The 25,874-nt window shown below is 67.4% G+C and carries 25 protein-coding genes; 8 read left to right on the top strand and 17 right to left on the bottom strand.

Annotated features, from left to right (window positions below):
• Window positions 1-19 precede the first annotated feature (19 nt).
• Window positions 20-1,066, top strand: coding sequence for a PucR family transcriptional regulator (locus tag PGN27_RS20140; RefSeq protein WP_335327696.1), 1,047 nt, complete (start codon window positions 20-22; stop codon window positions 1,064-1,066).
• Here the strand turns inward: PGN27_RS20140 and PGN27_RS20135 are convergent.
• From PGN27_RS20135 to PGN27_RS20095, 9 genes are all read right to left on the bottom strand, one after another.
• The gene (locus tag PGN27_RS20135) at window positions 1,055-1,483 is read right to left on the bottom strand and encodes a nuclear transport factor 2 family protein (RefSeq protein ID WP_335327695.1); all 429 of its coding nucleotides are present in this window, start codon (window positions 1,481-1,483) and stop codon (window positions 1,055-1,057) included. The two genes, PGN27_RS20140 and PGN27_RS20135, sit on opposite strands and share 12 nt — an antisense overlap.
• 85 nt (window positions 1,484-1,568) lie before the next feature.
• A complete protein-coding gene (gene tsaD, locus PGN27_RS20130) occupies window positions 1,569-2,588 on the bottom strand; it encodes a tRNA (adenosine(37)-N6)-threonylcarbamoyltransferase complex transferase subunit TsaD (RefSeq protein ID WP_335327694.1) in 1,020 nt (339 codons plus the stop codon).
• Window positions 2,585-3,049 carry a ribosomal protein S18-alanine N-acetyltransferase gene (gene rimI / locus PGN27_RS20125; protein ID WP_335327693.1) on the bottom strand — a complete coding sequence of 155 codons (465 nt, stop codon included), beginning with the start codon at window positions 3,047-3,049 and terminating at the stop codon, window positions 2,585-2,587. The genes tsaD and rimI overlap by 4 nt, the downstream gene beginning before the upstream one ends.
• Window positions 3,046-3,711 (bottom strand): tRNA (adenosine(37)-N6)-threonylcarbamoyltransferase complex dimerization subunit type 1 TsaB, encoded by a 666-nt coding sequence (tsaB, locus tag PGN27_RS20120; RefSeq protein WP_335327692.1) that lies wholly within the window; start codon window positions 3,709-3,711, stop codon window positions 3,046-3,048. The genes rimI and tsaB overlap by 4 nt, the downstream gene beginning before the upstream one ends.
• Window positions 3,708-4,172, bottom strand: a complete 465-nt coding sequence (tsaE, locus tag PGN27_RS20115) for a tRNA (adenosine(37)-N6)-threonylcarbamoyltransferase complex ATPase subunit type 1 TsaE (RefSeq protein WP_335327691.1) — start codon at window positions 4,170-4,172, stop codon at window positions 3,708-3,710. Before tsaE ends, tsaB begins: the two co-directional genes overlap by 4 nt.
• Window positions 4,165-5,250 carry an alpha/beta fold hydrolase gene (locus PGN27_RS20110; protein ID WP_335327690.1) on the bottom strand — a complete coding sequence of 362 codons (1,086 nt, stop codon included), beginning with the start codon at window positions 5,248-5,250 and terminating at the stop codon, window positions 4,165-4,167. Before PGN27_RS20110 ends, tsaE begins: the two co-directional genes overlap by 8 nt.
• Window positions 5,247-6,398, bottom strand: coding sequence for an alanine racemase (alr, locus tag PGN27_RS20105; protein WP_335327689.1), 1,152 nt, complete (start codon window positions 6,396-6,398; stop codon window positions 5,247-5,249). Before alr ends, PGN27_RS20110 begins: the two co-directional genes overlap by 4 nt.
• Before the next feature lie 25 nt (window positions 6,399-6,423).
• Complete coding sequence (locus tag PGN27_RS20100; RefSeq protein ID WP_335327688.1) at window positions 6,424-7,827, bottom strand: glutamate decarboxylase; 1,404 nt, start codon at window positions 7,825-7,827, stop codon at window positions 6,424-6,426.
• A 9-nt stretch (window positions 7,828-7,836) separates the two neighbouring features.
• Window positions 7,837-9,255, bottom strand: coding sequence for an NAD(P)H-hydrate dehydratase (locus tag PGN27_RS20095; protein ID WP_335327687.1), 1,419 nt, complete (start codon window positions 9,253-9,255; stop codon window positions 7,837-7,839).
• 86 nt (window positions 9,256-9,341) lie between these two features.
• Here PGN27_RS20095 and PGN27_RS20090 point away from each other — a divergent pair, with 86 nt between their 5' ends.
• Window positions 9,342-9,704: a hypothetical protein gene (locus tag PGN27_RS20090; protein WP_335327685.1), complete on the top strand. Its 363-nt coding sequence runs from the start codon at window positions 9,342-9,344 to the stop codon at window positions 9,702-9,704.
• A 13-nt stretch (window positions 9,705-9,717) separates the two neighbouring features.
• Here the strand turns inward: PGN27_RS20090 and PGN27_RS20085 are convergent, their stop codons facing one another.
• Complete coding sequence (locus PGN27_RS20085) at window positions 9,718-10,779, bottom strand: zinc-dependent dehydrogenase (RefSeq protein ID WP_335327684.1); 1,062 nt, start codon at window positions 10,777-10,779, stop codon at window positions 9,718-9,720.
• 205 nt (window positions 10,780-10,984) lie between these two features.
• On the opposite strand from PGN27_RS20085, the gene PGN27_RS20080 reads away from it, so the two are divergent.
• Together PGN27_RS20080 and PGN27_RS20075 are read left to right on the top strand one after the other, a co-directional pair.
• Window positions 10,985-12,964, top strand: coding sequence for a PTS mannitol transporter subunit IICBA (locus PGN27_RS20080; RefSeq protein ID WP_335327683.1), 1,980 nt, complete (start codon window positions 10,985-10,987; stop codon window positions 12,962-12,964).
• Window positions 12,965-12,986: 22 nt separating this feature from the next.
• Window positions 12,987-13,745, top strand: coding sequence for a DeoR/GlpR family DNA-binding transcription regulator (locus PGN27_RS20075; RefSeq protein WP_335327682.1), 759 nt, complete (start codon window positions 12,987-12,989; stop codon window positions 13,743-13,745).
• Window positions 13,746-13,763: 18 nt separating this feature from the next.
• Here the strand turns inward: PGN27_RS20075 and PGN27_RS20070 are convergent, their stop codons facing one another.
• The 3 genes from PGN27_RS20070 to cynS all read right to left on the bottom strand — a co-directional run bounded on the left by PGN27_RS20070 (window position 13,764) and on the right by cynS (window position 16,861).
• On the bottom strand, window positions 13,764-15,302 hold the full coding sequence (locus PGN27_RS20070) for an HNH endonuclease signature motif containing protein (RefSeq protein ID WP_335327681.1): 1,539 nt from the start codon (window positions 15,300-15,302) through the stop codon (window positions 13,764-13,766).
• Window positions 15,303-15,542: 240 nt separating this feature from the next.
• Window positions 15,543-16,400 carry a formate/nitrite transporter family protein gene (locus PGN27_RS20065; RefSeq protein WP_030134571.1) on the bottom strand — a complete coding sequence of 286 codons (858 nt, stop codon included), beginning with the start codon at window positions 16,398-16,400 and terminating at the stop codon, window positions 15,543-15,545.
• A 14-nt stretch (window positions 16,401-16,414) separates the two neighbouring features.
• Window positions 16,415-16,861 (bottom strand): cyanase, encoded by a 447-nt coding sequence (gene cynS, locus PGN27_RS20060; protein WP_335327680.1) that lies wholly within the window; start codon window positions 16,859-16,861, stop codon window positions 16,415-16,417.
• A gap of 210 nt (window positions 16,862-17,071) precedes the next feature.
• Between cynS and PGN27_RS20055 the strand changes: the two genes are divergently transcribed.
• Window positions 17,072-17,809, top strand: a complete 738-nt coding sequence (locus PGN27_RS20055; RefSeq protein ID WP_335327679.1) for a helix-turn-helix domain-containing protein — start codon at window positions 17,072-17,074, stop codon at window positions 17,807-17,809.
• Between the two features lies 1 nt (window position 17,810).
• On the opposite strand, the gene PGN27_RS20050 is transcribed toward PGN27_RS20055, so the two are convergent.
• Window positions 17,811-18,689 carry an alpha/beta fold hydrolase gene (locus PGN27_RS20050; RefSeq protein WP_335327678.1) on the bottom strand — a complete coding sequence of 293 codons (879 nt, stop codon included), beginning with the start codon at window positions 18,687-18,689 and terminating at the stop codon, window positions 17,811-17,813.
• A 5-nt stretch (window positions 18,690-18,694) separates the two neighbouring features.
• Window positions 18,695-20,557, bottom strand: a complete 1,863-nt coding sequence (glmS, locus tag PGN27_RS20045) for a glutamine--fructose-6-phosphate transaminase (isomerizing) (RefSeq protein WP_335327677.1) — start codon at window positions 20,555-20,557, stop codon at window positions 18,695-18,697.
• Window positions 20,558-20,621: 64 nt separating this feature from the next.
• Between glmS and PGN27_RS20040 the strand changes: the two genes are divergently transcribed.
• From PGN27_RS20040 to PGN27_RS20030, 3 genes are all read left to right on the top strand, one after another.
• Window positions 20,622-21,464 (top strand): dienelactone hydrolase family protein, encoded by an 843-nt coding sequence (locus tag PGN27_RS20040; RefSeq protein ID WP_335327676.1) that lies wholly within the window; start codon window positions 20,622-20,624, stop codon window positions 21,462-21,464.
• Between the two features lie 59 nt (window positions 21,465-21,523).
• Complete coding sequence (locus tag PGN27_RS20035; RefSeq protein ID WP_335327675.1) at window positions 21,524-22,570, top strand: LLM class F420-dependent oxidoreductase; 1,047 nt, start codon at window positions 21,524-21,526, stop codon at window positions 22,568-22,570.
• 194 nt (window positions 22,571-22,764) lie between these two features.
• Complete coding sequence (locus tag PGN27_RS20030; protein WP_335328794.1) at window positions 22,765-24,108, top strand: DEAD/DEAH box helicase; 1,344 nt, start codon at window positions 22,765-22,767, stop codon at window positions 24,106-24,108.
• A gap of 103 nt (window positions 24,109-24,211) precedes the next feature.
• Here PGN27_RS20030 and PGN27_RS20025 read toward each other — a convergent pair whose 3' ends face one another.
• On the bottom strand, window positions 24,212-25,513 hold the full coding sequence (locus PGN27_RS20025; protein ID WP_335327674.1) for a hypothetical protein: 1,302 nt from the start codon (window positions 25,511-25,513) through the stop codon (window positions 24,212-24,214).
• Window positions 25,514-25,531: 18 nt separating this feature from the next.
• Window positions 25,532-25,831: a type VII secretion target gene (locus PGN27_RS20020; protein WP_335327673.1), complete on the bottom strand. Its 300-nt coding sequence runs from the start codon at window positions 25,829-25,831 to the stop codon at window positions 25,532-25,534.
• Window positions 25,832-25,874: the final 43 nt, after the last annotated feature.

The following is a 25,874-nucleotide window of genomic DNA, read 5'->3' as shown; positions in this document are numbered from 1 at the left end:
TCGAGAGGAAACGGCCGACATGTCTGCGGGTGCGCCACTGACCGTGGCGGCGGCCTTGACGATCCCGCCGCTGGACCAGGGCTCGGTGCTCGGCGGGCACCGCGGTCTGATCCGCGAGGTGCTCTGGGTCGACATCATGCACGCGCCCGCCGAGGACTTCGTCCGGCCCGGCGACTTCGTCCTGACGACCGGAACCGACATCCGCCAGCCCGGGGTCCGCGAGTTCCTCACCTTCCTGATGTCCTCACCGGCCGCCGGGGTGGCGCTCGGTGGTCCACCCGACGTCGACACCCGCGAGCTGCTGGCCATGCTGGTTCCGCTGGCCGACAAACACGATTTCCCGCTGGTGATGCTGCCGTGGGAGGTGCCCTTCGCCGATATCCAGCGCCAGCTGCTCCCCCTGGTGACACCCGCCCCCGACGACCGGCCCATCCAGATGGTGATCGGCCGGCGCGAGGATGACGACCCGCGCTGGTCCGAGCATGCGCACGCATTCGCCGACACGCTGGCGACATCGGCGCGCGCCGCCGGAGTCATGTGCAAGACGTCGGTGACCGACGATCTGGTGATGAGTCACTTCTCGGCAGCGCTGCCTGCCTCGACCGGCTCGGCGTTGATCGAGTCGGCCTGGCAGGCAAGCGGTCTGCCGGACGGGCTGATCAGCTGGGTGCTACTCCCACCCGGGCACGGTCATTCCGTGACCGTTGCCGCGGCCTCGGTACCCGACGCCCCCATCGGACCGCTGCAGTTCGCCGAGGTGCTGCGCCAACACCCGCGCAGCATGGCCACCATCCTGAAAACCCTTCAGCCGCTGATCGATTACGACAAAACCCGCCGCGGCCAGCTCGTCCACACCCTGGAGATCCTGCTCAACGAGGCCATCAACACCAGTGCCGCGGCGCGGGCGCTGTTCTTGAATCGGCATTCCCTGCTCTACCGGATCAAGCTGATCGAGGATCTCACCGGACTGTCCCTGAAGAACCCGGCCGACCGTTTCCAGTTGGAAGTCAGTGTGCGCGTGCACCAGATCAACGAGGCGCGCGTCGGCTCCCGGCTACCCGAATGACCGTGGGTCGATCAACAGATGATCGGAGACATCGCCGACCATCTCGACATCGACCGTGCGCTCGGTGAAGTACCAGCCCTGCTCGTCGCGGGCGAAGGTGTCTGCGTAGCGGCCGACGACAATGGGTTGCAGCGCGACGGTATCGGTCTGCTGCACGACGACGAAGGTCGAACGCGCCCATGCCGAATCGGCATCGATATCGACGACCGGATTGAGCACCAGATGCCGGGTCCGCGGGCGGTTGCCATGTTCGGGAAACCGGCGCGTCGTGGCCGCGAACAGCTTGGCGATGGCCTGTCCACCGGCGACACCCATGAAATTGCCGCGGCCGAGCAGGGCGCCGACGCCGTCGAAGTCACCGGCATCGATGAGTTCGGCGTACCGGTAGAGCAATTCGGTGATCTGGTCCCTACTCATCGCCGCCCGCTTCCGCCGACGGTGCACTCAGATCCACCCACCGGCCGTTTTCTCGATCTGTATGCACCCTCGGTGTGTTGGAGGCTCACGCCACCTGCCCCTGGATCACCGGAAGCCCCGGGTTGCTCGCGGCGTCCAGTCCCGACGGCGGGGCACCGGCGGCGATGAGGTGCGCGGCGAAGGAGGCGATCATCGCGCCGTTGTCGGTGCACAACCGGGGTCGGGGCACTCGCAACGTAAGACCGGCTGCCGCACAACGCTCCTCGGCCAGCTCACGCACCCGGGAGTTGGCCGCCACCCCACCGGCGATCAGCAGTGTCGAGACGCCGAGGTCGGCGGCGGCCCGCACCGCCTTGGCGGTCAGCACATCGGCGACCGCCTCCTGGAAGCCGGCGGCCATATCGGCGGGCGCGGCATCCGGGTTCTTCTCGAGATGGCGGGCCACGGCGGTCTTCAGACCCGAGAAGCTGAACGAATAGGCGTCATCGCGCGGGCCGGTCATGCCCCGCGGGAAGACGATCGCGCGCCGGTCGCCCGTGCGGGCCAGATCATCGAGCGGCTTGCCGCCGGGATAACCGAGCCCCAGCAGGCGGGCGACCTTGTCATAGGCCTCCCCCGCCGCATCGTCCACGGTACTGCCGAGTTCGACGATCGGTTCGCCCAGCGAGCGCACGTGCAGCAGTTCGGTGTGCCCGCCGGACACCAGCAGCCCGACGCACTCGGGGAGCGGTCCATGGTCATAGACGTCGGCGGCCAGGTGCCCGCCCAGATGGTTGACGGCGTAGAACGGCACCTCCCACGCCGCGGCGTAGGCCTTGGCCGCGGCCACCCCGACCAGCAGTGCGCCGGCCAGGCCGGGGCCGATGGTCGCGGCGACGACATCCGGGCGCTGCACCCCTGCGGTCTCCAGTGCCCGCTTCATGGTGGGCCCCAACGCCTCCAGATGCGCGCGCGAGGCGATCTCGGGGACCACTCCGCCGTAGCGGGCGTGCTCGTCGACGCTGGAGGCGACCTCATCGGCCAACAGCGTGACCGTGCCGTTCTGCAGCCGTGCGATCCCGACTCCGGTTTCGTCGCATGAGCTTTCGATGGCCAGGATGATCATGTCGCGTCCCGTTTCATGGTGTAGGCATCGGCGCCGCTGACCTTGTAGTACCTCTTACGCAAACCGACCGTCACGAAACCGACACTGCTGTAGAGGTTGATGGCCGCTTCGTTGTCGGTGCGGACCTCCAGGAACACTTCGCCCTTCTTGGCGAAGTCGAGCAGATCGGCCAGCAGCGCGCGGCCGATACCGCGGCCCTGACAGTCCGGATCGACACCGATGGTGTGCACCTCGTACTCATAGGGCGGGATGCGGCCCAACCGGGAGATGCCGGCGTAGCCGACCAGTCTGCCGTCCTCGCGCGCGGCGATGTAGTGATTGTGTTTTCCGGCGATACCGTGCACGAAGGCCGCCGGCGGCCAGGGATCGTCACCGGCGAACAGCTGTGCCTCCAGCTCCGCACACCGCACCGCGTCCGCCTTGGTCAGCGCGTCGATCTTCACCGTGGTCGGTTCGGTCACGCCAGTCCTCGTTCGGCCAGCGTCTTGGCGTCCGGTCGACGCAAATAGAGCGGGATCAGCGGTGCCGGCTCCGCGGTCCAATCGGCAACGGCGGACGCCAGTCCCGCGGCCGACGGAATCTCCGGATCGATCACCGGCAGACCGAACAACCCAGCATGCGAGGGTGATCCGGCCACGCGCTGTACGCCGGCGGTGTCCACGTCCGCGGCAGGACCGACCTCCGGTCCGCCGGTGCGCACCCCGTCGAGGTAGCGCGCCCAGTACACCTCGCGGCGGCGTGCATCGGTGACGACGAGGACCTCGCCTTCGGTCGCGCCGCCGATGGCATCCAGCGTGCACACCCCGAAAACGGGGATCCCCAGCGCCTGCCCGTAGGCCGCCGCGGTCGCCATCCCGACCCGCAGGCCGGTGAAGGGACCCGGCCCACACCCGACCACCACGGCGTCCAGATCACCCATCGACGCACCGCAGTCGGCCAGCGCAGCAACCACATTCGGGGTCAGTCGTTCGGCGTGCGCGCGGTGGTCGACTATGGTGCGCTCGGCCAGCGTGGTGATGTCGTCGGCCACGCGCACGATGCCCGCAGTGACCGCGGGGGTTGCGGTGTCGATGGCCAGCACGAGGGTCGTGTCCTTCGGGCGGGCGAAGCGACGAGGGCTCATGATGTGCTCCACTGCCAGGTCACCGTGCGTTCCTCGGAGTCGGCATCGCGGTCGAGCCGGATGTCGAGATGATGGTCGGAGAGTCGCTCGGCCAGTCCCTCACCCCACTCGACGACGACCACGGCGTCGTCGAGATCGGTGTCCAGGTCCAGCGAGTCGAGTTCGGCGAGCAGATCCCCGCCGTGGTCGAGCAGCCGGTAGATGTCGACGTGGACCAGCGCGGGCGCCCCGGCACGTCGCGGCGGGTGCACCCGGGCCAACACGTAGGTGGGTGAGGTCACCGGGCCCTCGACGTCCATGCCGCGGGCAATTCCCTTGGTCAGCATCGTCTTTCCGGCGCCGAGCGGCCCGGAAAGCACCACCACGTCACCGGCCCGTAGATCCGCACCGAGCGCTGCCCCCAGCGCCACGGTGTCCTCGGCAGTGGGAAGTGTCGCGGTTCCGCCGGTGCGCTCAGCCATGACGAGCCCGATCCCGCAGCCGTCGGGTCAGGGCCACCAGCTTCGACGGAGTGGCCCGCTCGACCAGCCGCACCAGGGCATCGTCGATGATGTCGGGCTGTTCCAGCTGCACGAGATGTCCGGCGCCTTCGACCACGACGAGCTCGGACTTCGGCAACTGCGCCGCCATCTCCTGCGAATACTCCAGCGGTGTCAACAGATCCCGGTCGCCGCAGGCGATCAGGGTCGGAATCTTCGCCAGTACCGGCAAGGCCTCGGCTTCGTCGTGCACCTCCAGGGCGTGCAGGAAACCCACCAGGGTGTGCACCGCGGTGTCGTGCATCATGGCCTCGCTGAACGCCACCACCGAGGGGCTGATGTCCTCGCGTCCATAGGACGCCGCACGCAGGATCGGTGCGATCACCGAGCGCACCACCCCGCGCCCCCGATGCAACAGCCCCGGCGCGTAACGGACGCTGAACCGGGCCGCCTCCAGTGCCGGATTGCGCAGGATCTCACCCAATGGTGATCGCGAAACCCCCTCTGCCGCAGAAGAGATCAGCGCGGCGCCGACGATGCGTGTGCGATAGCGCTCCGGATACTGACGAGCGTGCGACAACACCGTCATGCCGCCCATGGAGTGTCCGACCAACACCACCGGCCCCTTGGGCGCCAGGACGGCCAATACCGATTCCAGGTCCTGGCCCAGTTGCGGCACGGTGAAGGTGTCCGGGGAGGCATCTCCGGACAGACCGTGTCCGCGCTGGTCGTAGAACACCATCCGGACCTGGTCACCCCACTGCCGCGCCAGTCGATCACGCTGGAAGTGAAAGGCGCCCATCCGCAGGCAGAAGCCGTGCGCGAACACCACGGTCAGCGGCGCATCGGGCGGCCCGCATTCGCGCACCGCCAACGGAACCCCGTCGGCGGTGGTCACCACGACGCTGCGATCGGCGTACATCAGGGTGAAATCCTCACCCGCATAGGGATCGTCGGCACTGACCCGGCGGGTCAGCGACCGCGCGACGGTGACTCCGGCCAGCGATCCGACCGCGGTCAGCCCCGCCGCCCCGGCGAGCCAGCGTGCCAGCCCGCTCATGGGGCGCCCTCCGGACCGCCGCCGGTGTAGCTGCGTACGATGCGCCCACGCGGACTGGTCACCACCTCGTAGTTGATGGTCCCCAACAGATCTGCCCAGTCCTGCGCGGTCGGTTCGCCGCGCTCCCCGGGACCGAACAGGATCGCCGAGTCCCCGACGTTCACCCCGGCCCCGCCGGGACCGAGGTCCACCACGAACTGATCCATGCAGATCCGGCCCACGGCGGGATACCGACGTCCGTTGATCGCCACGTGCAGCCGGTTGCTCAAGGACCGGAAAACCCCATCGGCGTAGCCGGCCGGGATCAGCGCCACCGTGGTGTCGCGGTCGGCGACCCAGGTGTGACCGTAGGAGACGCCGTCGCCGGCGCGCAGGGAACGGATCTTGGTCACCGGGCAGACCACTGTCATCGCCGGTCGCAGTCCCATCGCGCCACGCTCGGGGATCGGGGTCTGTCCATACACCGCTATTCCCGGGCGCACCATGTCGAAGGCCAGGTCGGGACGGGTCAGCGCGGCAGGCGAGTTGGCCAGGTGCAGCGCGTCGAAATGGATGCCGTGCCGCCGGGCTCTGGCCGCGAGCTCACGCAGCCGCTCGCCCTGGATGCTGTTGAACGGGTGCTCGGGGGTGTCCCCGTGCGCCAGGTGCGACATCAGGCCCCGTATCCGCACTGAGCCCTCGGCGCGGGCGGTGGCCAGGGCCGCCAGCACCGAGTCGAATTCGGCGGGCGCCACGCCGTTGCGGCTGAGCCCGGTGTCGGCCTTCACCGTGACCGTGGCGCTGTCGCCGGTGCGCCGGACCGCGTCGAGCACAGCGGAGAGCTCGGCGGCCGACGACACCGCCAGCTGCACGCCGGTCCGCACCGCGGGGGCGAAATCGGTGTCCGGTGCGTGCAACCAGGCCAGCAGCGGCGCGGTCACGCCGGCGGCCCGCAGCGCGGCGGCTTCGGCGACGGTCGCCACGCCGAGCTCGGCGGCGCCCGCGACGAGCGCCGCCTGCGCGACCCGCACCGCGCCGTGGCCGTATCCGTCCGCCTTGACCACGGCCATGACCGCGGCCGAACCGGCGTGTTCGCGCAGTTCGGTCACGTTGTGGGCGATGGCGTCGAGGTCGACGATCGCGCGCGGGACGTTCTCGGTGGTGATCACTGCTCCGATTGTCCCAAACGCCGGATCAGTGGGCGAAATGCTCCTCGTCGGCGAAGCCGCCGATACCGACTTTGGACAGTTTCTCCAGCACCTCGACCAGGTCGTCGCGCAGTGCGCGGGCCAGGTTCGCCGAGAACCCCTCACGCACGACGATCCGCAGGACCGCGACGTCGGTGGCGTCGTCGGGCATGGTGTAGGCCGGGACCTGCCAGCCGTAGCTGCGCAGCATCGCCGAGATGTCGAACACCGTGTAGGGGGTCTCGGTGGCCAGCTTGAACGCGACGACCGGGATGGCCGACCCGTCGGTGATGACGTCGAACAACGGCTTGTGCTCCGCCGTCATGCCGGCGAGTTCCCTGGCCAGCCATTGCGCGGTCTCGGACAGGCAGCGCATCACCTGCAGATAGCCCTCCCGGCCCAGCCGCAGGAAGTTGTAGTACTGGCCGACCACCTGGTTGCCAGGGCGAGAGAAGTTCAGCGTGAATGTCGGCATGTCGCCGCCGAGGTAGTTGACCCGGAAGACCAGCTCCTCAGGCAGGTATTCCTTGTTGCGCCAGACCACGAAACCGATGCCCGGGTAGGTCAGCCCGTACTTGTGGCCGCTGACGTTGATCGACACCACGCGGGGCAACCGGAAATCCCACACCACGTCCGGGTGCAGGAACGGGACGACGAAACCGCCACTGGCCGCGTCGACGTGGACCGGGATGTCGAGTCCCTTGTCCTTGGCCAGGCCGTCGAGGGCGGCGCAGATCTCGCCGATGGGCTCCAACTCGCCGGTGTAGGTGGTGCCGAGGATGCCCACCACGCCGATGGTGTCCTCGTCCACGGCGTCGAGTACCTGTTCGGGGGTGATGACGTAGCGTCCGTCGGCCATCGGCAGATACCGGGCCTCGACGTCGAAGTAGCGGCAGAACTTCTCCCAGACCACCTGGACGTTGGAGCCCATCACCAGGTTCGGGGTGCGTCCCTTCCACCCGTCGCCCTCGGCTCCGCCGATCTTGGCGCGCCACCGCCATTTCATCGCCAGGCCGGCCAACATGACCGCCTCGCTCGAGCCGACCGTCGAGACCCCGACGGCGGTCGACGGATCGTCGTCGCGCAGATCTTCGGCGTGGAACAGGTCGGCAACCATGCACACGCAGCGCTGCTCGATGGCCGCGGTGACCGGGTACTCGTCCTTGTCGATCATGTTCTTGTCGAACGTCTCCGACATCAACTGGTCGGCTTCGGGGTCCATCCATGTGGTGACGAAGGTCGCGAGGTTCAACCGCGAACTGCCATCGAGCATGAGCTCGTCGTGGATGAAGCGATAGGTCTGCTCGGGCTCCATCGACTCGTCCGGCAACCGCAGGGCCGGGATCGGGCTGGTCGACAGCCGTCCGGTGTAGGCGGGGCTCAGCGAGGAATGACGGGAGACGTTGGGCATGTGTCCTTTCTAGAGGACGCAGCCCAACGCGGCACGCAGATGGGCCAGAATCGCCGCGGCTGATGTCGGTGCCGGCGCAGGTCCTGGGTCTTCGGCGGCGGCACGGGCCGCGCGGGCGTGAACGAATGCGCCGGCCGCGGCGGCCAGGCCGACAGGCACTCCTGCGGCCAGCAGTGCGCCGATCACGCCGGACAGCACGTCGCCGGAACCGGCCGTGGCAGCCCACGATTGCCCCGCGGGGTTGAGGTAGACCGCCTTCGAGCCGGGCTCGGCGATGACCGTCACATTGCCCTTGAGCAGGACGGTGGCACCGAGACGGTCGGCCAGGCCGCGGGCGGCCGCCACCCGGTCGGCACCAGGCGGTCCACCGGCCAGCCGGGCGAACTCACCGGCGTGCGGGGTGAGCACCGTGGGCGCGCGCCGGCCGGTCACCAGATCCGGCGAGCCGGCCAGCAGGGTGAGTGCGTCGGCGTCGACCAGCACCGGGAGGTCGGTCTGCAGCGCCCAGCGCAGCGCCTCGGAAGCCGAGTCGTCGGTGCCCAGGCCCGGGCCCACCACCCAGGCCTGCACCCGGCCCGCAGACTCTCGATCGGACGTCGCGATGACCTCGGGCCAGTGCGAGACCACCTCTGCGGCAGCGGTTCCCGCATAGCGCACCATTCCGGAGGTGGCCGCGACAGCCGCTCCCGTGCACAGGATCGCCGCGCCAGGATAGGTCGCCGAACCGGCCATCACCCCGGTCACGCCTTGGCTGTATTTGTCATCGTGCGGGCCCGGAACCGGCCAGCAGTCCGCGATATCGGCGGCGTCGAGTCCGATGATGTCCGAGGTCGGTAGGTCCAGACCGATGTCGACGAGCTCGACCCGGCCGCAATCGGCGAGTGCGTGAACGGGTTTGAGGCCGCCGAAGGTGACGGTGACCGCGGCCGTCACGTGCGCGCCCTCTGCCGCGCCGGTGTGCACGTCGATACCGCTGGGCAGATCGACGGCGACGACGGGTGCGCCGGTGGCCGCGAAGACCGCCACGGCATCGGGACGCAGCGCGCCCCGACCGGATATTCCGACCACCCCGTCGATGACCAGATCTGTTGTCGCCGGGATGGTCTCGTCGATGCGGCCACCGGCCCTGCGGAAGGCGGCGAGCGCCCGACCGTGGGTACGATCGGGCGCGAGCAGCACGGCCACGGCGTGGACTCCGCGACGCCGCAGGAAGGTCGCCGCCCACAGCGCATCACCGCCGTTGTCACCGGAACCGACGACGGCACAGACTGTGCGCCCGGCGATGCCGCCGGTACGGCGGCGCAACTCGGCTGCGATGACGCCCGCCAGACCGTAAGCGGCCCGTCGCATCAGGGTTCCCTCGGGTTGCGAGGCGAGCAGCGGCTCCTCGGCCGCCCGGATCGCATCCGCGGTGTAGTAGTTCCGCATCGGCTGCCGTCCCCTCTCGTGCCCGCGCGCCAACACGTTACGCGTTCACCGCCACCAGGGGTGGTCAGGCCATACGATCGTGCGTCATGACCTACCCGTACGGGTACCCGCCGCAGAAACCTCCGGTGTCGGGCATCGATATCGCGATCTCGATCACGGCCCTGTTGTTGGCCGTCGGAGGCGGCGCGGTGGCCGCGTTCTTCGGGATCTTCTTCATGGCGTTCACCGACTACTGCCCGCCGGCCACTTGCCATATCGACGCGGGGGTCAGCGCGATGTTCGCGGGGTTCATCACCGCCGGCGTGTTGTGGGTGGCAGGCACCGTGCTCACCATCGTCAGATTGGTGCGGCGCAGCAGGGCATGGCCGTTCGCCCTGGGCACCCTGTTCCTGTGCTGCGGTGCCTGCGTTGCGGGCATCGCCGGTTACATCATCGCGGTGGGCGGCTGACCCGACCGATCGATCAGGACGGTTCGACCGTCACCTTGATGGCTTCGCCGTTCTTGACGATGTCGAAGGCGTCCAGCACGTTCTGCAGCGGGATGTGCCGGGTGATCAGATCCTTGACCGGCACCTGTCCGGTGGAGATGTACTGCAGGGCGCGCTTGTTGTGCTCGGGAGCCGAACCGTTGGCGCCGTGGATGTGCAACTGGCGGTAGTGCACGACGTTCGAGTCGCAGGTGATGGTGGGGTCGGTCTTGGGCAGTCCGCCGAAGAAGGAGATCCGGCCGTTGCGGGCGGCCATCGCGATGGCCTGCTCCTGTGCGATGTTGGCGGCCGTCGCGGTGATCACGATATCGGCGCCGCGACCGCCGGTGAGCTCCATGACCTTCTCGACGACGTCGACCTCGGCGGCGTTGATGACACCGTCCGGGTTGACCGCATCGGCGGACATCTTCAGTCGGGCATCGTTGACGTCGACGAGGTAGATCGGGCCGCACTTGTGTACGCCGCGCGCGATACGGATGTGCATGCATCCGATCGGCCCCGCGCCGAAGACCACGACCGTGTCACCCTCTTCGATGCCGAGCAGTTCCTGGGCGTTGATGGCGCAGGCGAAGGGCTCGGCCGCCGAGGCCTCGTCGAATCCGACGTTGTCCGGAATCTTGTTCAGCCCATCGACTTTGAGAACCTGTCGGGGCACGATCATGTATTCGGCGAAACCGCCGTCGTACTGGTAGCCCATCGACGTCTGATTCTGGCAGACGGCCATCCAGCCCTTGCGACACTCGTGGCATTCCCCGCACGGCACCGCGGCGATCACCTGAACGCGGTCGCCGACCGCCCATTCGCTGCCGTAGGTCGCGTTGACGTCGGCGCCGACCTCGACGATCTCGCCCGCGATCTCGTGACCGATGGTGCGCGGTGGGGTGAGGTTCTGGTGCCCGTTGTGGAAGATCTTGACGTCGGTGCCGCAGGTGGAGCAGTTGCGCACCCGCAGCTTCACCTCATCAGGACCGCATTCGGGCTCCGGCACGTCTTCCAGGCGAACGTCCTCGGGGGCATAGAAACGCAGGGCTAACATGCGCGGTCCTTTCGGTTGTCGACCTTCGCAGCGATCTGTTGATTGGGAGCCTAACCGCAATTCGGTCATAAAACCACAGATTTTTTCGCCCGTTTTTGCCCGAATCTCTTGCATTGCTGCCCGGGTATGCGTATTACTAGATATGCATGTGACCGGCGTCACCGAAGCGTCCGGTTCGGAACTGCAGTGAACCGGAGGTCATCGGATGTCCCTCGCCAACGCACCAGTGGATGGGTCCCCCACCCCGCGGACCGGAGCGCGGGTACGCGTGCAGAAACTCGGCACCGCCCTGTCCAACATGGTCATGCCCAATATCGGCGCGTTCATCGCCTGGGGCCTGATCACGGCGCTGTTCATCGAGCAGGGCTGGCTGCAGGCCATCTTCACCGGCCTGCAGGATCCCGATGGCTGGGTCGCCAAGATCGGCGGCTGGGGCAGCTATGAGGGCGCGGGGATCGTCGGCCCGATGATCACCTACCTGCTGCCGTTGCTGATCGGGTTCACCGGCGGCCGGATGGTGCACGGCAACCGCGGCGCGGTGGTCGGCGCCATCGCGACCATGGGCGTCGTCGCCGGGGCGGACGTGCCGATGTTCATGGGCGCGATGATCATGGGCCCGCTGGGCGGCTGGTGCATGAAGAAGCTGGACGCACTGTGGGAAGGCAGAATCCGACCCGGCTTCGAGATGCTGGTGGACAACTTCTCCGCGGGCATCCTGGGCATGCTGCTGGCCATCTTCGGGTTCTTCGGGATCGGACCGATCGTCTCCGGTTTCACCCGCGGTGCCGGCAGTGCCGTGGACTTCCTGGTCAACAACAACCTGCTGCCGCTGACCTCGATCCTCATCGAACCGGCCAAGGTGCTGTTCCTCAACAACGCCATCAACCACGGCGTCCTGACCCCATTGGGTACCACTCAGGCGCTGGAGACCGGCAAATCGATCCTGTTCCTGCTCGAGGCCAATCCGGGCCCGGGGCTGGGATTGCTGTTGGCGTTCATGTTCTTCGGTAAGGGCGCGGCCCGCGCATCGGCGCCCGGGGCGGCAATCATCCAGTTCTTCGGCGGTATCCACGAGATCTACTTCCCGTACGTACTGATGAAGCCCAAGCTGATCATCGCCACCATCCTCGGCGGCATGACCGGCGTGTTCATCAACGTGCTGTTCGGTTCCGGTCTGCGCGCCCCGGCCGCACCCGGGTCGATCATCGCGATCTACGCCCAGACCGCCAGTGGGAGTTTCCTCGGTGTCACCCTGTCGGTGCTGGGTGCTGCCGCGGTGTCCTTCGTCGTGGCGGCGTTCCTGCTGAAGACGGACAAGGCCACCGACGACGGCGATCTCACCGCGGCCACCGCATCCATGGAGTCGATGAAGGGCAAGAAGTCCAGCGTGTCCGGCATGTTGACCGGTGGCGGGCGCATCCAGAACATCGTCTTCGCCTGCGATGCGGGGATGGGTTCCTCGGCGATGGGCGCCTCGGTGTTGCGCAAGAAGGTCAACGCCGCCGGGTTCGGTGATGTGAAGGTGACCAATCAATCCATCGCCAACCTCACCGACAGCTACGGACTGGTCGTCACTCATCGCGATCTGACCGACCGGGCCAAGCAGCGAACCGGTTCTGCGGTGCATGTCTCGGTGGAGGACTTCATGAGCACCCCCGCCTACGACGAGATCGTCGAGTTGCTGCGAAAGACCAACGGCGACGCCGGGGCGTCCCCCGTCGAGGAGGCTGGCGCGCCCGCATCCGATTCTCCCGGTGACGATGTGCTGCCGCTGTCCTCGATCGTGCTGAGCGGCACGGGCGACACGGCGTCGGCGGCCATCGACGAGGCCGGCGGGCTGCTGGTGACCGCCGGTGCGGTCGAGCCCGGCTACGTGACCGCCATGCACGAGCGGGAAAAGTCGGTCTCGACCTATATGGGCAACGGCCTGGCCATCCCGCACGGGACCAACGACGCCAAGACCGCGATCCGCAAGACCGGGATCTCCTTCGTGCGATACGCCGAGCCGATCGATTGGAACGGAAAGCCCGCGGAGTTCGTGGTCGGTATCGCGGGGGCGGGCAACGACCATATGACATTGCTGACCAAGATCGCGCATGTGTTCCTGGACAAGGAGCAGGTTGCCCGGCTGCGTGCCGCGACCAGTGCCGAGGAGATCCGCGCCGTGCTGACAGCCGGCGACTAGTTGTCGGTGGAGAATGTCCACCGTGGATTCGGACACTCGCCAGCGTCAGATCGTCGAGTTCGCTCGTAGCCGCGGGCGGGTCGAGGTGCCGGCCTTGGCTGCAGAACTTCAGGTCGCGACGGAGACCATCCGGCGCGACCTGAAGGTGCTCGCGGGTCGGCGGCTGCTCAAGCGGGTGCACGGCGGCGCCGTGCCGTTGGAGACCGCGGCCTTCGAATCCGGTGTCGAGTTCCGCAGCCAGGTCGATCTGGCGCAGAAGCATCGGATCGCGGGTGCGGCCGTCGAACAGTTGCACGGCGCCGAAACCGTCTATGTCGACGAGGGTTTCACCCCGCGGTTGATTGCACAGCTGCTCGCCGACCAGCAACTCACGGTGGTGACGGCGTCGCTGCTGGCGGCGGAGGCGCTGGCGCACAGCGAGACGGTGACGGTGCTGTTACTGGGTGGCCGGATGCGCGGGCGGACGCTGGCCTGTGTCGACGAATGGGCATTGGAGCGGTTGCGTGGCCTGGTCATCGATGTGGCCTATATGGGCACCAACGGAATTTCCACCGAGCACGGCATCACCACACCGGATCCGGCAGTGGCAGCGGTGAAGAAGACAGCGGTCCAGGTTTCCAGCCGGCGCGTGTTGGTGGCGGCGCACTCCAAGTTCGGTGAATCGCACTTCTGCCGATTCGCCGATATCGCCGATTTTCAGACGATCATCACCGGCACCGAACTGTCGGCGCAGGACGCACATCGCTACGAGGCGCTCGGCCCCAGCGTCATCCGGGTGTGACTCCCCCGGCGCTGCGGGTCAGAAGGGCGGCGGATCGGCCGCGATGGCCGCGCGGTTGAGCGCACGCTCGTGGGCTATTCGGTAGGCCCGGTTCTGGGTTCGGGTGCGGGATCGCTTGGGGGCGGCCCGTTCTCGGTGCGGGTTCGGTGGTGGCATGTCGATGGCGCCGAGTTCGGCGGTGGCCACGGTGAACTGCGGAAAGAACAACCCACCCTCGGGCTTGGTGGTGTACACCCGGCCGTTGGGGGCGGTGAGGGTGAGGGTGCCGTCGGGGTGTTGGTGGTCGTTCCAGCCGCCGGGTCCGCAGTGGAATGTCTTGATCAGATGGTGGATTCGGCAATACAGCTTGGTGTTCGACGGGTGGGTGGGCCCGTAGGGCCAGGGTGTGGTGTGGTCGATATCGCAGCGTGCCACCGCCATGGTGCAGCCCGGCCACCGGCAGGTCAGGTCGCGGCAGCCGACGAAATCGGCCAGCCCCCGCGATGGGTGATAGCTGTTCTCGGTGCCCAGATCGGTCGCCGCGGGGACGGGCCGGATTGTGGCCTGCGGGATCAGGTCGGCCAGAGCTTCGCCTGCGATCACACCGTATCCGGGGATCAGCGCGGGCCGGGTCGGTCGCGCCGGCTGGATTGCTTTAGCCGGGTCCAGGGTATCGCGGTCTGCATTGTCACCGTCCCGGGCGTCGGGGATGGTGTCGGTGCGCTGCTCGTCATCAGAGGGTTCGTCAGCATGTCCGGTGTGCGCTTCGATAACGGAGTCCCGTTCGCCCAGCAGGTGAATCACGAAGTGTCCCTTGGCGACCTCATTGTCGGCCGCTGGGCATTCCGGACGTCCGCACAGGCACGGGATGCTTTTCGCACCGGCTGTCAGGGCGTCCACCGAATCTGCGCGCCGCTCTTGGAAGGTGCGCGGGTCCGCTGGGCACGTGGTGCGGGCCAGCGCGTCCAACCCCTGATCGAAAACCGCGCCCTTGGCGGCATCGACGCGGCCGTAGATCTCGACCATGCCGTCCCCGACGGGCTCCACCGTGATACGCCGACCGCGCCGCGCCTCTCGGGCCCGACGGACCGCCTCGGGGTCCACATCGACCACCATCCAGTCGACCAAGTCACCGATCCGTTCATCGGACAGGGCGTTCCACGAGGTTGCTTGTTCGGCGAGCTGGGTGTCTATGACCGACATGACGTCGGGGTCCACGATCAACGCGACGCGATGGAGGATGACCCGCAACACCCGCAGATCCACCGCCCCCTGAGCGAACACGTCGGCCAATGCCGGGAGCCGAACGATCAGGTCGCGGCCCTGGGTGATCAGCGTGCAGGCCCGACCCCGACTGATCCCTAGCTCGGCGCCCAGTTCGGAAGCAGCCAGTTCCCAGTCATCGACGATCATGTCCTCGAAGGCGTGGCCCAGCTCAGCCATCCGCGCCAGCGCGAACCGGCCCGCCGCCAGAATCTTGGCCGCCACGGCGACCCGTTCGGTGCGCAGCTGATCGCGCGCGGCATCGAGGTGGTCAGCCACCACCATTCCCGGTTTGTCGAACTGGTGTTCGATCATGTCTCCGAGGTTACTCCGCACCTCTGACAACAGAATCATGTCCGACCCATCAGCGTGCGGCCGATGATGCCCGGGTAGCCGGCCGGCCGCCGCAATCTTTGCGGTGTCGGCAGTGGGCACCGAAGGCCTCACGGCGGCAGCCAGAATTACAGCGATACAGCTCCTCGCGATCGGTGTGACCCCGGTGGCTGCGGCGATGATCGGTCGGGGTTGTAGACCGGCCCGCGAGTCCGGCGGCAATCACACCCGGTTGGGGCCTGCGACGGCGTCGACCGAGACGAGCTCGTTCGGCCGCGGACGCAGCGGTCCGGTCTTACCGTGCGTGGCATAGATGACCAATCCGACGAAGGCCAGTCCGCCGACGAGGTTGCCCAGTACCGTCGGGATCTCGTTCCACACAAGGTAATCCACGATGGTGAATTCCCCACCCAGCATCAACCCCGACGGGAACAGGAACATGTTGACGATGGAGTGCTCGAAACCGAGGTAGAAGAACACCATGATCGGCATCCACATGGCGATCACCTTGCCGGGCAGGCTGTCCGACATCATGGCACCCACGACACCCATCGACACCATCCAGTTGCACATCACGCCGCGCAGGAACAACGTCAGCATGCCTGCGGCGCCGTGATCGGCGTAGCCGACCGTTCGGCCCGCGCCGATCTCACCGATCGCCTGCCCGACAGCATCGGGTGCCACGCTGAACCCGTAGGTGAAGTACACCGCCATGAACACCGCGACCGTCAGCGCCCCGAGAAGATTCCCGAGGAACACCAGACCCCAGTTGCGCAGCATCGGCCGCAGTGTCACGCCCGGCCGCTTGTCCAGCCATGCCAGCGGCACCAAGGTGAAAACCGCTGTCAACAGATCAAATCCGAGCAGGTGCAACATGCAGAAGCCGACCGGGAACAGCACCGCACCGAGTAGCGGCTCCCCCGTCTTCGTCGAGATGGTGATCGCAAAAGCTGCCGCGAGTGCCAGGATGGCACCCGCCATGTAGGCACGTATCAGGGTGTCTCGAGTCGACATGAACACCTTCGACTCGCCGGCGTCGATGATGCGGGTCGCAAGTTCGGCTGGTTTGACGTACGACATATCCGGTCTCCTCCCTACCAGTGGTACGGCAGGAATTTGCCGTCGATCGTCAGGACAACCCGGTCACCGTCTGGATCGGACCGACGCGCGAAGGTCACATTGCAATTGATGGCGCTCATGATGCCGTCGCCGAATTCTTCATGGATGAGCGCCTTGAACGTCGGGCCATACACGTTGATCAACTCGACGAACCGGTAGATGGTCGGATCGGTGAGCAGTGCGGGGTCGGCGGTTCGGTAGGGCTGACGTCGAAGCGCGGCAACGGTTTCGGCGCTGAGACCGAGTAGCTCTCCGACCCGGGCGGCTTCCTCGGCGGGCATCGGGTGGCTGTCGAGCAGGGCCGCCACCGTCCACACCAGCGGGCGGTCGATATGGTCGGCGATTTTCTGCCAGCCGATCCCGGTTTCGGAACGTCGTTGTTCGATTTCGGCGATGACGGGCGAGGCACCATCGAATGCCATACTTTCCGCTCCTTGCTAGATGGATGTCGAGGTCTCCATAACACCGATTCGCCACCCCGCTGCCCATGGCAGAAGGCGAAGCGAACCCGGCATTTTGCGAAGCGGAGAAGCGGCGGATGTCGTTTAACCGCAACGTAACGTCCGGTGAAACACACCCGAAACGACGGCCCCCTACAGTCGACGCCACTAGTGGAAGCCAGGTGGGATGTGGTGAACGAGACTGCCCTCGATGCCGGCACGCTATCAGCGGTCATCGATGTGGCCCCGACCCCGCTGTGGGTCATCGGGTCGGACGGTGCGGTGGCCCTGGCGAATCAGGCCGCGCTGACCATGTTGGGCTACCGATCCGTCGATAACGTGATCGGCGCGCCCAGCCACGACACTCTGCACGAATGGCATCCCGACGGATCGCGCTACCCGTCGCACGCCTGCCCGATCCTGGACGGCTGCGGCTCGCCGAGTGTCACCGCACACGAGTGGTTCATCACCCGTGCGGGTCAACCCATCCCGGTGACATGGTCGGCAAAACCTCTGGGCACCAGCGGGGCTCGGCTACTGACCTTCATCGACGCAACCGAACGTATCGCGGCGACAACCCATTCGCGAGATCACCACGATCTCGCCCCGACACGGTCCGAACTGCGAACCCGGCTGCTGGCGTACATCCGAACGCACTTCCACGACCCGGATTTCACCGCCGCCAGATTGGCCGCGCAGTTCCATCTCTCGCTGCGTTCGGTTCAGCAGCTGCTCGCCGAAGACGGCCGATCGCCCGCGAGTGAGATCCGACGCCACCGACTGGAGCACGCGAACAGCCTGATCACCCGAGGCGCGTCGGTGAGTCACGCCTGCCGGGCCAGTGGTTTCACCGACCCGGGAACATTCAATCGTGCCTTCCGACGCCAGTACGGTGTACCGCCGAGTGACCGCGCACGCCGAGCCGGCTGAGCTACCGGTCGACACCTGCCCAGAACGCGCGAGTCCGCGCCGCGATCTCATCGGGGCACTCACCGGTCACCGCGTGTGATGCCCGCGGCCAGACCTCGACCTGACCCGCGGACAACACGGAGCAGGCCGTAGCGGCCGCGCGAGCCGCATCATGAATCACACTGCGCCCCGCGATGATCGCCAGCACGGGAACCCGCAGTGCGCGCAACTGCCCCGTCGTGAACCTGGTCGGCGCCGGCTGTTGCAGAACGAAATCTGCGGTACCCGCGTCGATGAGCATCAGCACGGGATCGGATTCGTCGACCTCTGCTCCCCCCGATATCCACCGAAGGATGCGGCGCCGCACCCTATCCGGGACACCCGGCAACCCCATCGGAAGGAACGCCAGCATGGTCCGAAGTGGGATCGGCGCGAAGGTCAGCACCGGGTCGACCAGCACAAGCGATGCCACCTTCTGCGGTCGACGCAGCGCGTAGTTCATCGCGCTCCACCCACCGAAGGACACCCCCAGCAGGTGGACCGACTCCTCCCCGATACCGGTCAGCACATCGTCCAGCCAGCGCGCCTGGTCATCGGGTCCGGTGATCGGCTTGCGCTGCACCGACATTCCCGGCTCACCGAGCAGGTCGATGCAATAGGCCGGTCGATGAGTGAGCAGGCCGGGCAGATTGTCGGCCCACATCGGGGTCGAGGCATTACGGCCGGGCAGCAACACCACCGGCCGGCCTGTCCCGCCCTCGAACCGATACACCCGCACGGTGCCGAATGCCGTGTCCACATCCCACATCCGGTCGGCATCCGGAAGCCGCGCCAACGCGGTGGCATAGACGGCCGCAAAGTGGGCACGCGCCGCATCACTGCGCCAATGCCCGACTCCCACAGCAGCTACTCGACGGTGACCGACTTGGCGAGGTTGCGCGGCTTGTCAACGTCATAACCACGCGCCTGCGCGACACCCGCGGCGAACACCTGCATCGGGATCGTCGACAACAACGGCTGGAACAGCGTCGATACCGCCGGGATCTCGACTAGGTGATCGGCGTACGGGGCCACCGTGTCATCACCCTCCTCGGCGATGACGATCGTGACCGCACCGCGGGCCTGGATCTCCCGGATGTTGCTGAGCAATTTGGCGTGCAGCGTTGCCGCGCTCTTCGGCGATGGCATCACGATGATGACCGGCAGGTCGTCCTCGATGAGCGCGATCGGCCCGTGCTTGAGCTCACCGGCCGCGAAACCCTCGGCGTGCATGTAGGCGAGTTCTTTGAGCTTGAGCGCACCCTCCAGCGCCACCGGATAGCCGACATGGCGGCCCAGGAACAGCACCGCCGAGGAGTTGGCGAACTTGTGGGCCAACTCGGTGACCGGATCCATGCATCCCAGCACCCGTTCGACCTGAGCGGCCATGGCCTCCAGGTCGTGATACTCGCGGGCGACCTCGTCGGCGTACTTGGTGCCACGGGCCTGCGCAAGGGCAAGGCCGACAAGATAATTGGCCGTCACCTGCGCCAGGAAGGTCTTGGTGGACGCCACCCCGACCTCCGGTCCGGCCCGGGTGTAGAGCACCGCATCGGCCTCCCGCGGAATCTGGCTGCCGTTGGTGTTGCAGATGGCCAGCACCTTGGCCTTCTGTTCCTTGGCATGCCGCACCGCCTCGAGGGTGTCGGCGGTCTCGCCGGACTGCGATATGGCGATCACCAGCGTGCTGCGATCGAGAACCGGGTCGCGATAGCGGAATTCGCTGGCGAGTTCCACCTCGACCGGAAGCCGCGTCCAGTGCTCGATGGCGTACTTGGCCAGCAGCCCCGAGTGATAGGCCGTACCGCACGCGACGATGAAGACCTTGTCGACCTCGCGCAGCTCCTGATCGGAGAGGCGCTGCTCGTCGAGCACGATGCGACCGCCCTCGAAGTGCCCGAGCAGCGTCTCGGCGACCGCGGTCGGCTGCTCGGCGATCTCCTTGAGCATGAAGTACTCGTAACCGCCCTTTTCGGCGGCGCTGAGGTCCCAGTCGACATGGAAACGCCGGGCAGGGGCGTCCTCACCGGCGAAGTCGGTGACCCGGTAGCCGTCGGCGGTGATCACCACGGCCTGGTCCTGCCCGAGCTCGACGGCCTCGCGGGTGTGCTCGATGAACGCGGCGACATCGGATCCGATGAACATCTCTCCGTCGCCGACACCGACCACCAGCGGGGTCGAGCGCCGCGCCGCGACGATGGTCCCCGGCTCGTCGGCGAAGGCGAACACGAGGGTGAAGTGGCCTTCCAGGCGGCGCAGCACCGCGAGCACCGAGGCCACGAAGTCTCCGGCGGTATCGCCGGCGCGGTAGGCCTGAGCCACCAGGTGCACCGCGACCTCGGAATCGGTGTCGCTGGCGAACTCGACCCCGACGGCTTCCAGCTCGGCGCGCAGCCCGGCGAAGTTCTCGATGATGCCGTTGTGCACCACGGCGAATTTGCCGCTGCTGTCGCGGTGCGGGTGGGCATTGCGATCGGTCGGACGCCCGTGAGTGGCCCACCGGGTGTGCCCCATCCCGGTGCTGCCGACGAGCGCGCCATCACCGGCCTCGCCGAGCGCGTCTTCCAGATTGGCCAGCCGGCCGGCCTTACGTTCCACGGTCAGTCCACCGGAGCCGTCGAGCAAGGCCACACCCGACGAGTCGTATCCGCGGTACTCCATCCGGCGCAACGCCTCGACCACGATCTCGCAGGCAGGGCGCCGTCCGACGTAGCCGACGATTCCACACATAGCGTCCCAGGGTAGTCCAGTGCCGATCCTCCGCCCCGCCACGCGCGTCGACTAGGGTCTATGCGTGGCCAAGACGAAGAAGCTCTTCGCAGCTCTGACCCGGCGCGGACCGCACCGTGTGCTGCGGGGGGACCTGGCATTCGCCGGCCAGCCCGGCGTGGTCTACACCCCCGAATCGGGGTTCAATCTGCCGGGCATCGCCTTCGGCCACGACTGGCTGACCGGTAGCGACCGCTATGCGGGCACGTTGGAGCATCTGGCCTCGTGGGGGATCGTCGCGGCAGCCCCCGACACCGAGAAGACCTTCGCGCCGTCGGTGCTGAACCTCGCCGTCGATCTGGGCACCACGCTGGACATCATCGCCGGGGTGCGGCTGGGTCCCGGCAAGATCAGCGTGCACCCGAGCAAGCTCGGAGTCGTCGGGCACGGTTTCGGCGGCTCGGCCGCCGTTTTCGCCGCTGCCGGCATGGGATCGCGACTGAAGACCGCGGCTGCGCTGTTTCCTGCGGTCAGCAGCCCCCCGGCCGAGCAACCGGCGGCCGGGTTGGCGCTGCCGGGGCTGATCCTGCGGGCCTCCTCGGATTCCAGCTCCATCCGCTCCAATGCGGACGCGCTGGCGCAGGCCTGGACATCATCGACACTGCGGGTCGTCAGCAAGGGCGAGTCCGGCGGCCTCGTGGAGGGCAGGCGGTTGGCCAAGGCGGTGGGCCTGCCCGGCGCCGACAAGGGCACCCAGAAGGCGGTGCGGGCGCTGCTGACCGGTTATCTGCTCTTCGTCCTGGCCGGAGATAAGACCTACCGCGACTTCGCCGATCCCGAGGTGACGCTGCCCAAGACGGTGGCACTGGATCCCGACGCCGAGCAGCCGACTCTCGAAGACAAGGTCGTTGCGCTGCTGAAGGGCTGACGCCCGCAGCGTCCCACCAACGGACGTCCAACCAACTGGTTGGTGATATAAACGCACGCATGCGCACAGGCATCTTCCTCAGCTACGCCGGTGGTTTCAAAGAGGCCGCCGAGCAGGTCGTCCAACTGGAGAAGGTCGGCGTCGACATCGCGCTGGTCCCCGAGGCCTACTCCTTCGATGCGATCAGTCAGCTCGGCTATCTCGCGGCCAAGACCTCGACGATCGAACTCGGCACCGGTGTGGTGCCGATCTATGTGCGCACCCCGACCCTGCTGGCGATGACCGCCGCCGGACTCGATTACGTCTCCGACGGTCGCTTCCAACTCGGTATCGGTACCTCCGGGCCACAGGTGATGGAGGGCTTTCATGGTCTGCCCTTCGACGCGCCGTTGGGGCGCACCCGCGAGGTGGTCGACATCTGCCGGCAGGTGTGGCGTCGCGAGAAGGTCACCTATGACGGCAAGCACTACCAGATCCCGCTGCCCGCCGACCGCGGCACCGGGCTGGGCAAACCACTGCGGCTGATCAATCACCCTGTGCGCGAGGACATCCCGATCGCCATTGCGGCACTCGGCCCGAAGAACGTCGAGTTGACGGCCGAGATCGCCAACGGTTGGCAACCGATCTTCTACTACCCGGAGAAGGCCGACGACGTGTGGGGCGACGCACTTCGGGCCGGCTACGCCAAACGTGATCCCGCACTCGGCGCGCTGGACATCATGGTCAGCGCAAGCCTCGCCATCGGCGAGGATGTCGAGGACCGGTTGGCGTGGGCGAAACCGCAGTTGGCGCTCTACATCGGCGGTATGGGCGCCAAGGGGCAGAACTTCTACCACAAGCTGGCCACCCGTTACGGATTCGGTGAGGTCGCCGACCAGGTCCAGGACCTGTTCCTGGCGGGCAAGAAGGAAGAGGCGATCGCGGCGGTCCCCGATGATCTGGTCCGCAACGTCTCGCTGGTCGGTCCGCGCGGATACGTCAAGGAACGCCTGGCCGCATACAAGGAGGCCGGGGTGACCACCATGCTGGTGCACCCGCTCGCCCTCGACGGCGCCGAGGCGCACCGCTTCACCGAGGAGCTGATCACCCTCACCAGCGATCTCTGACGAGGGTGATGCGCGCCTCATAATTGGGGTGCGCATGCCTCATTGGGTAGGGTGGTGCCCAGCGGCATCGTCTGTTCTGCCTTTTGCCGCTTCGCCAAGGCGATTTCTACGCCATGGCCGATCGTCACACCGAGCGCCGCGGGATCACCCGCGCCGGGCAGGACGACCGCACTCTATCTATCTGGAGCTTTTACGTGCCCACCTTTGCCGACCTCGGGCTGCCCGAGGCCGTTGTTTCCACACTCGCTGCCAGCGGTATCGAGTCTCCCTTCCCCATTCAGGCTGCGACGCTGCCCGACTCCCTGGCCGGCCGCGATGTTCTCGGCCGCGGCAAGACCGGATCGGGTAAGACCTACGCGTTCCTGCTGCCCGTGGTCGGACGACTTGCCGCCGCGCCGCAGCCCCGCCGTCCGGGCCGGTTCCGCGCCCTGATCCTCGCCCCGACCCGCGAACTGGTCAGTCAGATCGACGCGTCACTGGCCCCGCTGGCCAAGGCCACCGGATTGAAGTCGGTGACCATCTTCGGCGGCGTCGGCGCCCAGCCGCAGATCCAAAAGCTGCGCGACGGTGTCGATATCGTCATCGCCTGCCCCGGCCGGCTCGAGGATCACGTCAAGTCCGGCCACGCCGACCTGTCGGGCGTGGAGATCACCGTGCTCGACGAGGCCGACCACATGGCCGATCTCGGCTTCCTGCCGCCGGTCAAGCGCCTGCTCGACCGCACACCCCGGGACGGCCAACGCCTGCTGTTCTCGGCCACCCTGGACAACGGCATCGACGTGCTGGTCCAGCGGTACCTGCATGACCCGGTCGTGCACAGCGTGGACTCCGAGCAGTCGCCCGTCTCGGCGATGGTGCATCACGTGCTGCACGTCGAGCATGACGCCCGCTTCGAGGTGCTGGCCGACCTCGCCGCATCACCCGGCCGGACCATCGTGTTCGCCCGCACCAAGTACGGCGCCAAAGGCCTTGCCCGAAAGCTCAATTCGCGCGGCGTACCGGCGGTCGAGTTGCACGGCAACCTGTCCCAGAATGCGCGCACCCGCAACCTCGGCGCCTTCTCCGACGGTTCGGCGACCGTGCTGGTCGCCACCGATATCGCCGCCCGTGGCATCCACGTCGACGACGTGAACCTGGTGGTGCACGCCGATCCGCCGGTCGAGCACAAGGCCTACCTGCACCGGTCCGGCCGGACCGCGCGCGCGGGCAGCGAGGGCACCGTGGTGACCCTGATGCTGGACAGCCAGGTCTCCGACGTCAAGGTGCTCACCCGCAAGGCGGGCGTGAAGGCCACCGTGACCAAGTTCCGCGGTGCCGAGCATCCGGTGCTGCAGGAGATCGCCCCGGGTGAGCGCACGTTCAGCGGCCCGATCGTGCTGGACGTACCCGAGCAACCCGCCGCGCGTCCTGCCGGACAATCGAACCGTCGGCGTAAGCCCGCACGGCACAGTGGATCCGGCGGTTCCGGCTCCCCCGCGGCGAACGCCGGGGCACGCCGGGGTCGGCCGCGCCGCAGCGGCGCCGGATCTCCCCGCTGACCTTTCCGCCCCACGAGCAGACTCATGTTCCCCCTGGAATCACGGTTCTAGGGGGAACATGAGTCTGTTCGCGGGTCCATCGGCGGGCATCCCGACGGATGGCTCAGGGCCCTGCCTGCGGGAGTGCATCGGCAGCGATCTCACACGGGGTGGCCGGCGGTGGTGCAGCCTGTGGAGCGGGATCAACCGGCGGCTCGGGTAGCGCCTCGGGTACCGGGGTAGCAACCGGTACTGCCTCGGCGGCACCGAGTGGCGCGTCTTCGACCGTCACGGCCTCGGGCTCTTGCGCTGCGGCCTCATCATCTTCGGGTAGCTCGTCCTCACCATCTTCGCGCTGCTCGTCGTCGGCCTCCTCGTCGTCGGCCTCCTCCTTGGGGTCAATGTCCTCCTCGTCGCGCCCCACGTCCCCATCCGCAGCGCCATCCCTCGCGTCGAACGAATCATCCAGCCCGAGAGCGTCTGGCGACAGACCGGGCGTGTTCGATCCGAGTAATCCACCCAGCATGTCCGCGAATGGCTGGCCCAGACCCGACAGACCGGACAATCCCCCGGCCGGTGACGGCATGGCACCCAATCCGCCGCTCGGCGGCACCTGTGCGGCGGTAGGCATTTCCGGTGATGCCACGGGCTGTGCCACCGGTGACGGCATAGCGGCCGGACCAGCCGACGGCATGGGCGTCGTCATCTGCTCGGCCGAGTGCCCAGCGGGCACCGTCGTCGGCGGTGCATACGAAACTGGTTGCACAACAGACCTTTCTGCCATCAATTGCTCCGGCAGCACCGGCCTGCCGGGGCCGGTGAATATGACGGCAGGGCCCACCGCATCCGCGGCCGCGCGGTAAGCGTCCCGGACGGACTGCTCGGTCGAACGCATCGACGTGACCCAGTCACCGGCGATATCGGTGGCGACGAACGGTGCCACCTGCTGATCCACCAGTTCGCTGGCCGTCGAGAGATCCCCGGCGCCGGTGGTCACCGTCCGCGCCGCACTCAGCCACACCTCGCGTACACCACGTGCCTCGATATCGGTGGTGGCGCCGACCTTCTCCTCGACCAGTAGCCGCAGCCGGTCGGCGAGATCTCTCAATACCGTTGCCGCGCACCGCAGATTGTCGACCGCCACGGACGACGTGTCGGCATGCCGGCGCAAGAAGTCGGCGGCGACACCACCGCCGACACCGTGCCATTGCGCAAGCAGCACGTTCCGCGCGCCCTCCTGTTCGGTCAGCGCCTCCTCGGCAGCGGCAGCCGCGGCCGACAGAGTCCGGCAGTCGGCGGCCAACGCGCCGAAGTCCAGCGACCGCTCCGCGGTATAGGCGGTGTGCAGCGCCACCGGGTCAGGAGTGTCGTGCCCGAGCTGGCGGCACGCCCGCACATACTCGGTCAGCACCTCGACGGCGGGCATCCCCTGCTCCAACACCGCTCACCCGATCCGTCGGGCGGCCCGGGCATCGATATCGGCGTAATCGGCAGCCGAGATCCGAAGACTCGACGCCACCTCTCGATTCGCCGCCGCCCAAGACCGAAGCTGGCCCACGGTTTCGGTGACGACGCGCTGCACGAGCGCACCACAGTCGGCGTACGCCCGGCCCGCCCCGGCGGCACCGAACACCGTGTGCACGCGGCCGGCGGCATCGTCGAGAAGGCCTGCCACGCTGTCATACCGCTGCGCGACACCCAGCACCGCGGTGACATCCATCCGCGCCGAGTCGATGTATCCCATACGGAATAGGACGCACCGGACACCGCACCGGTTCCATCCAATC

The organism is Mycolicibacterium neoaurum (assembly GCF_036946495.1).
GTDB lineage: Bacteria > Actinomycetota > Actinomycetes > Mycobacteriales > Mycobacteriaceae > Mycobacterium > Mycobacterium neoaurum_B.
This window is presented reverse-complemented; position numbering and strand designations above follow the sequence as displayed.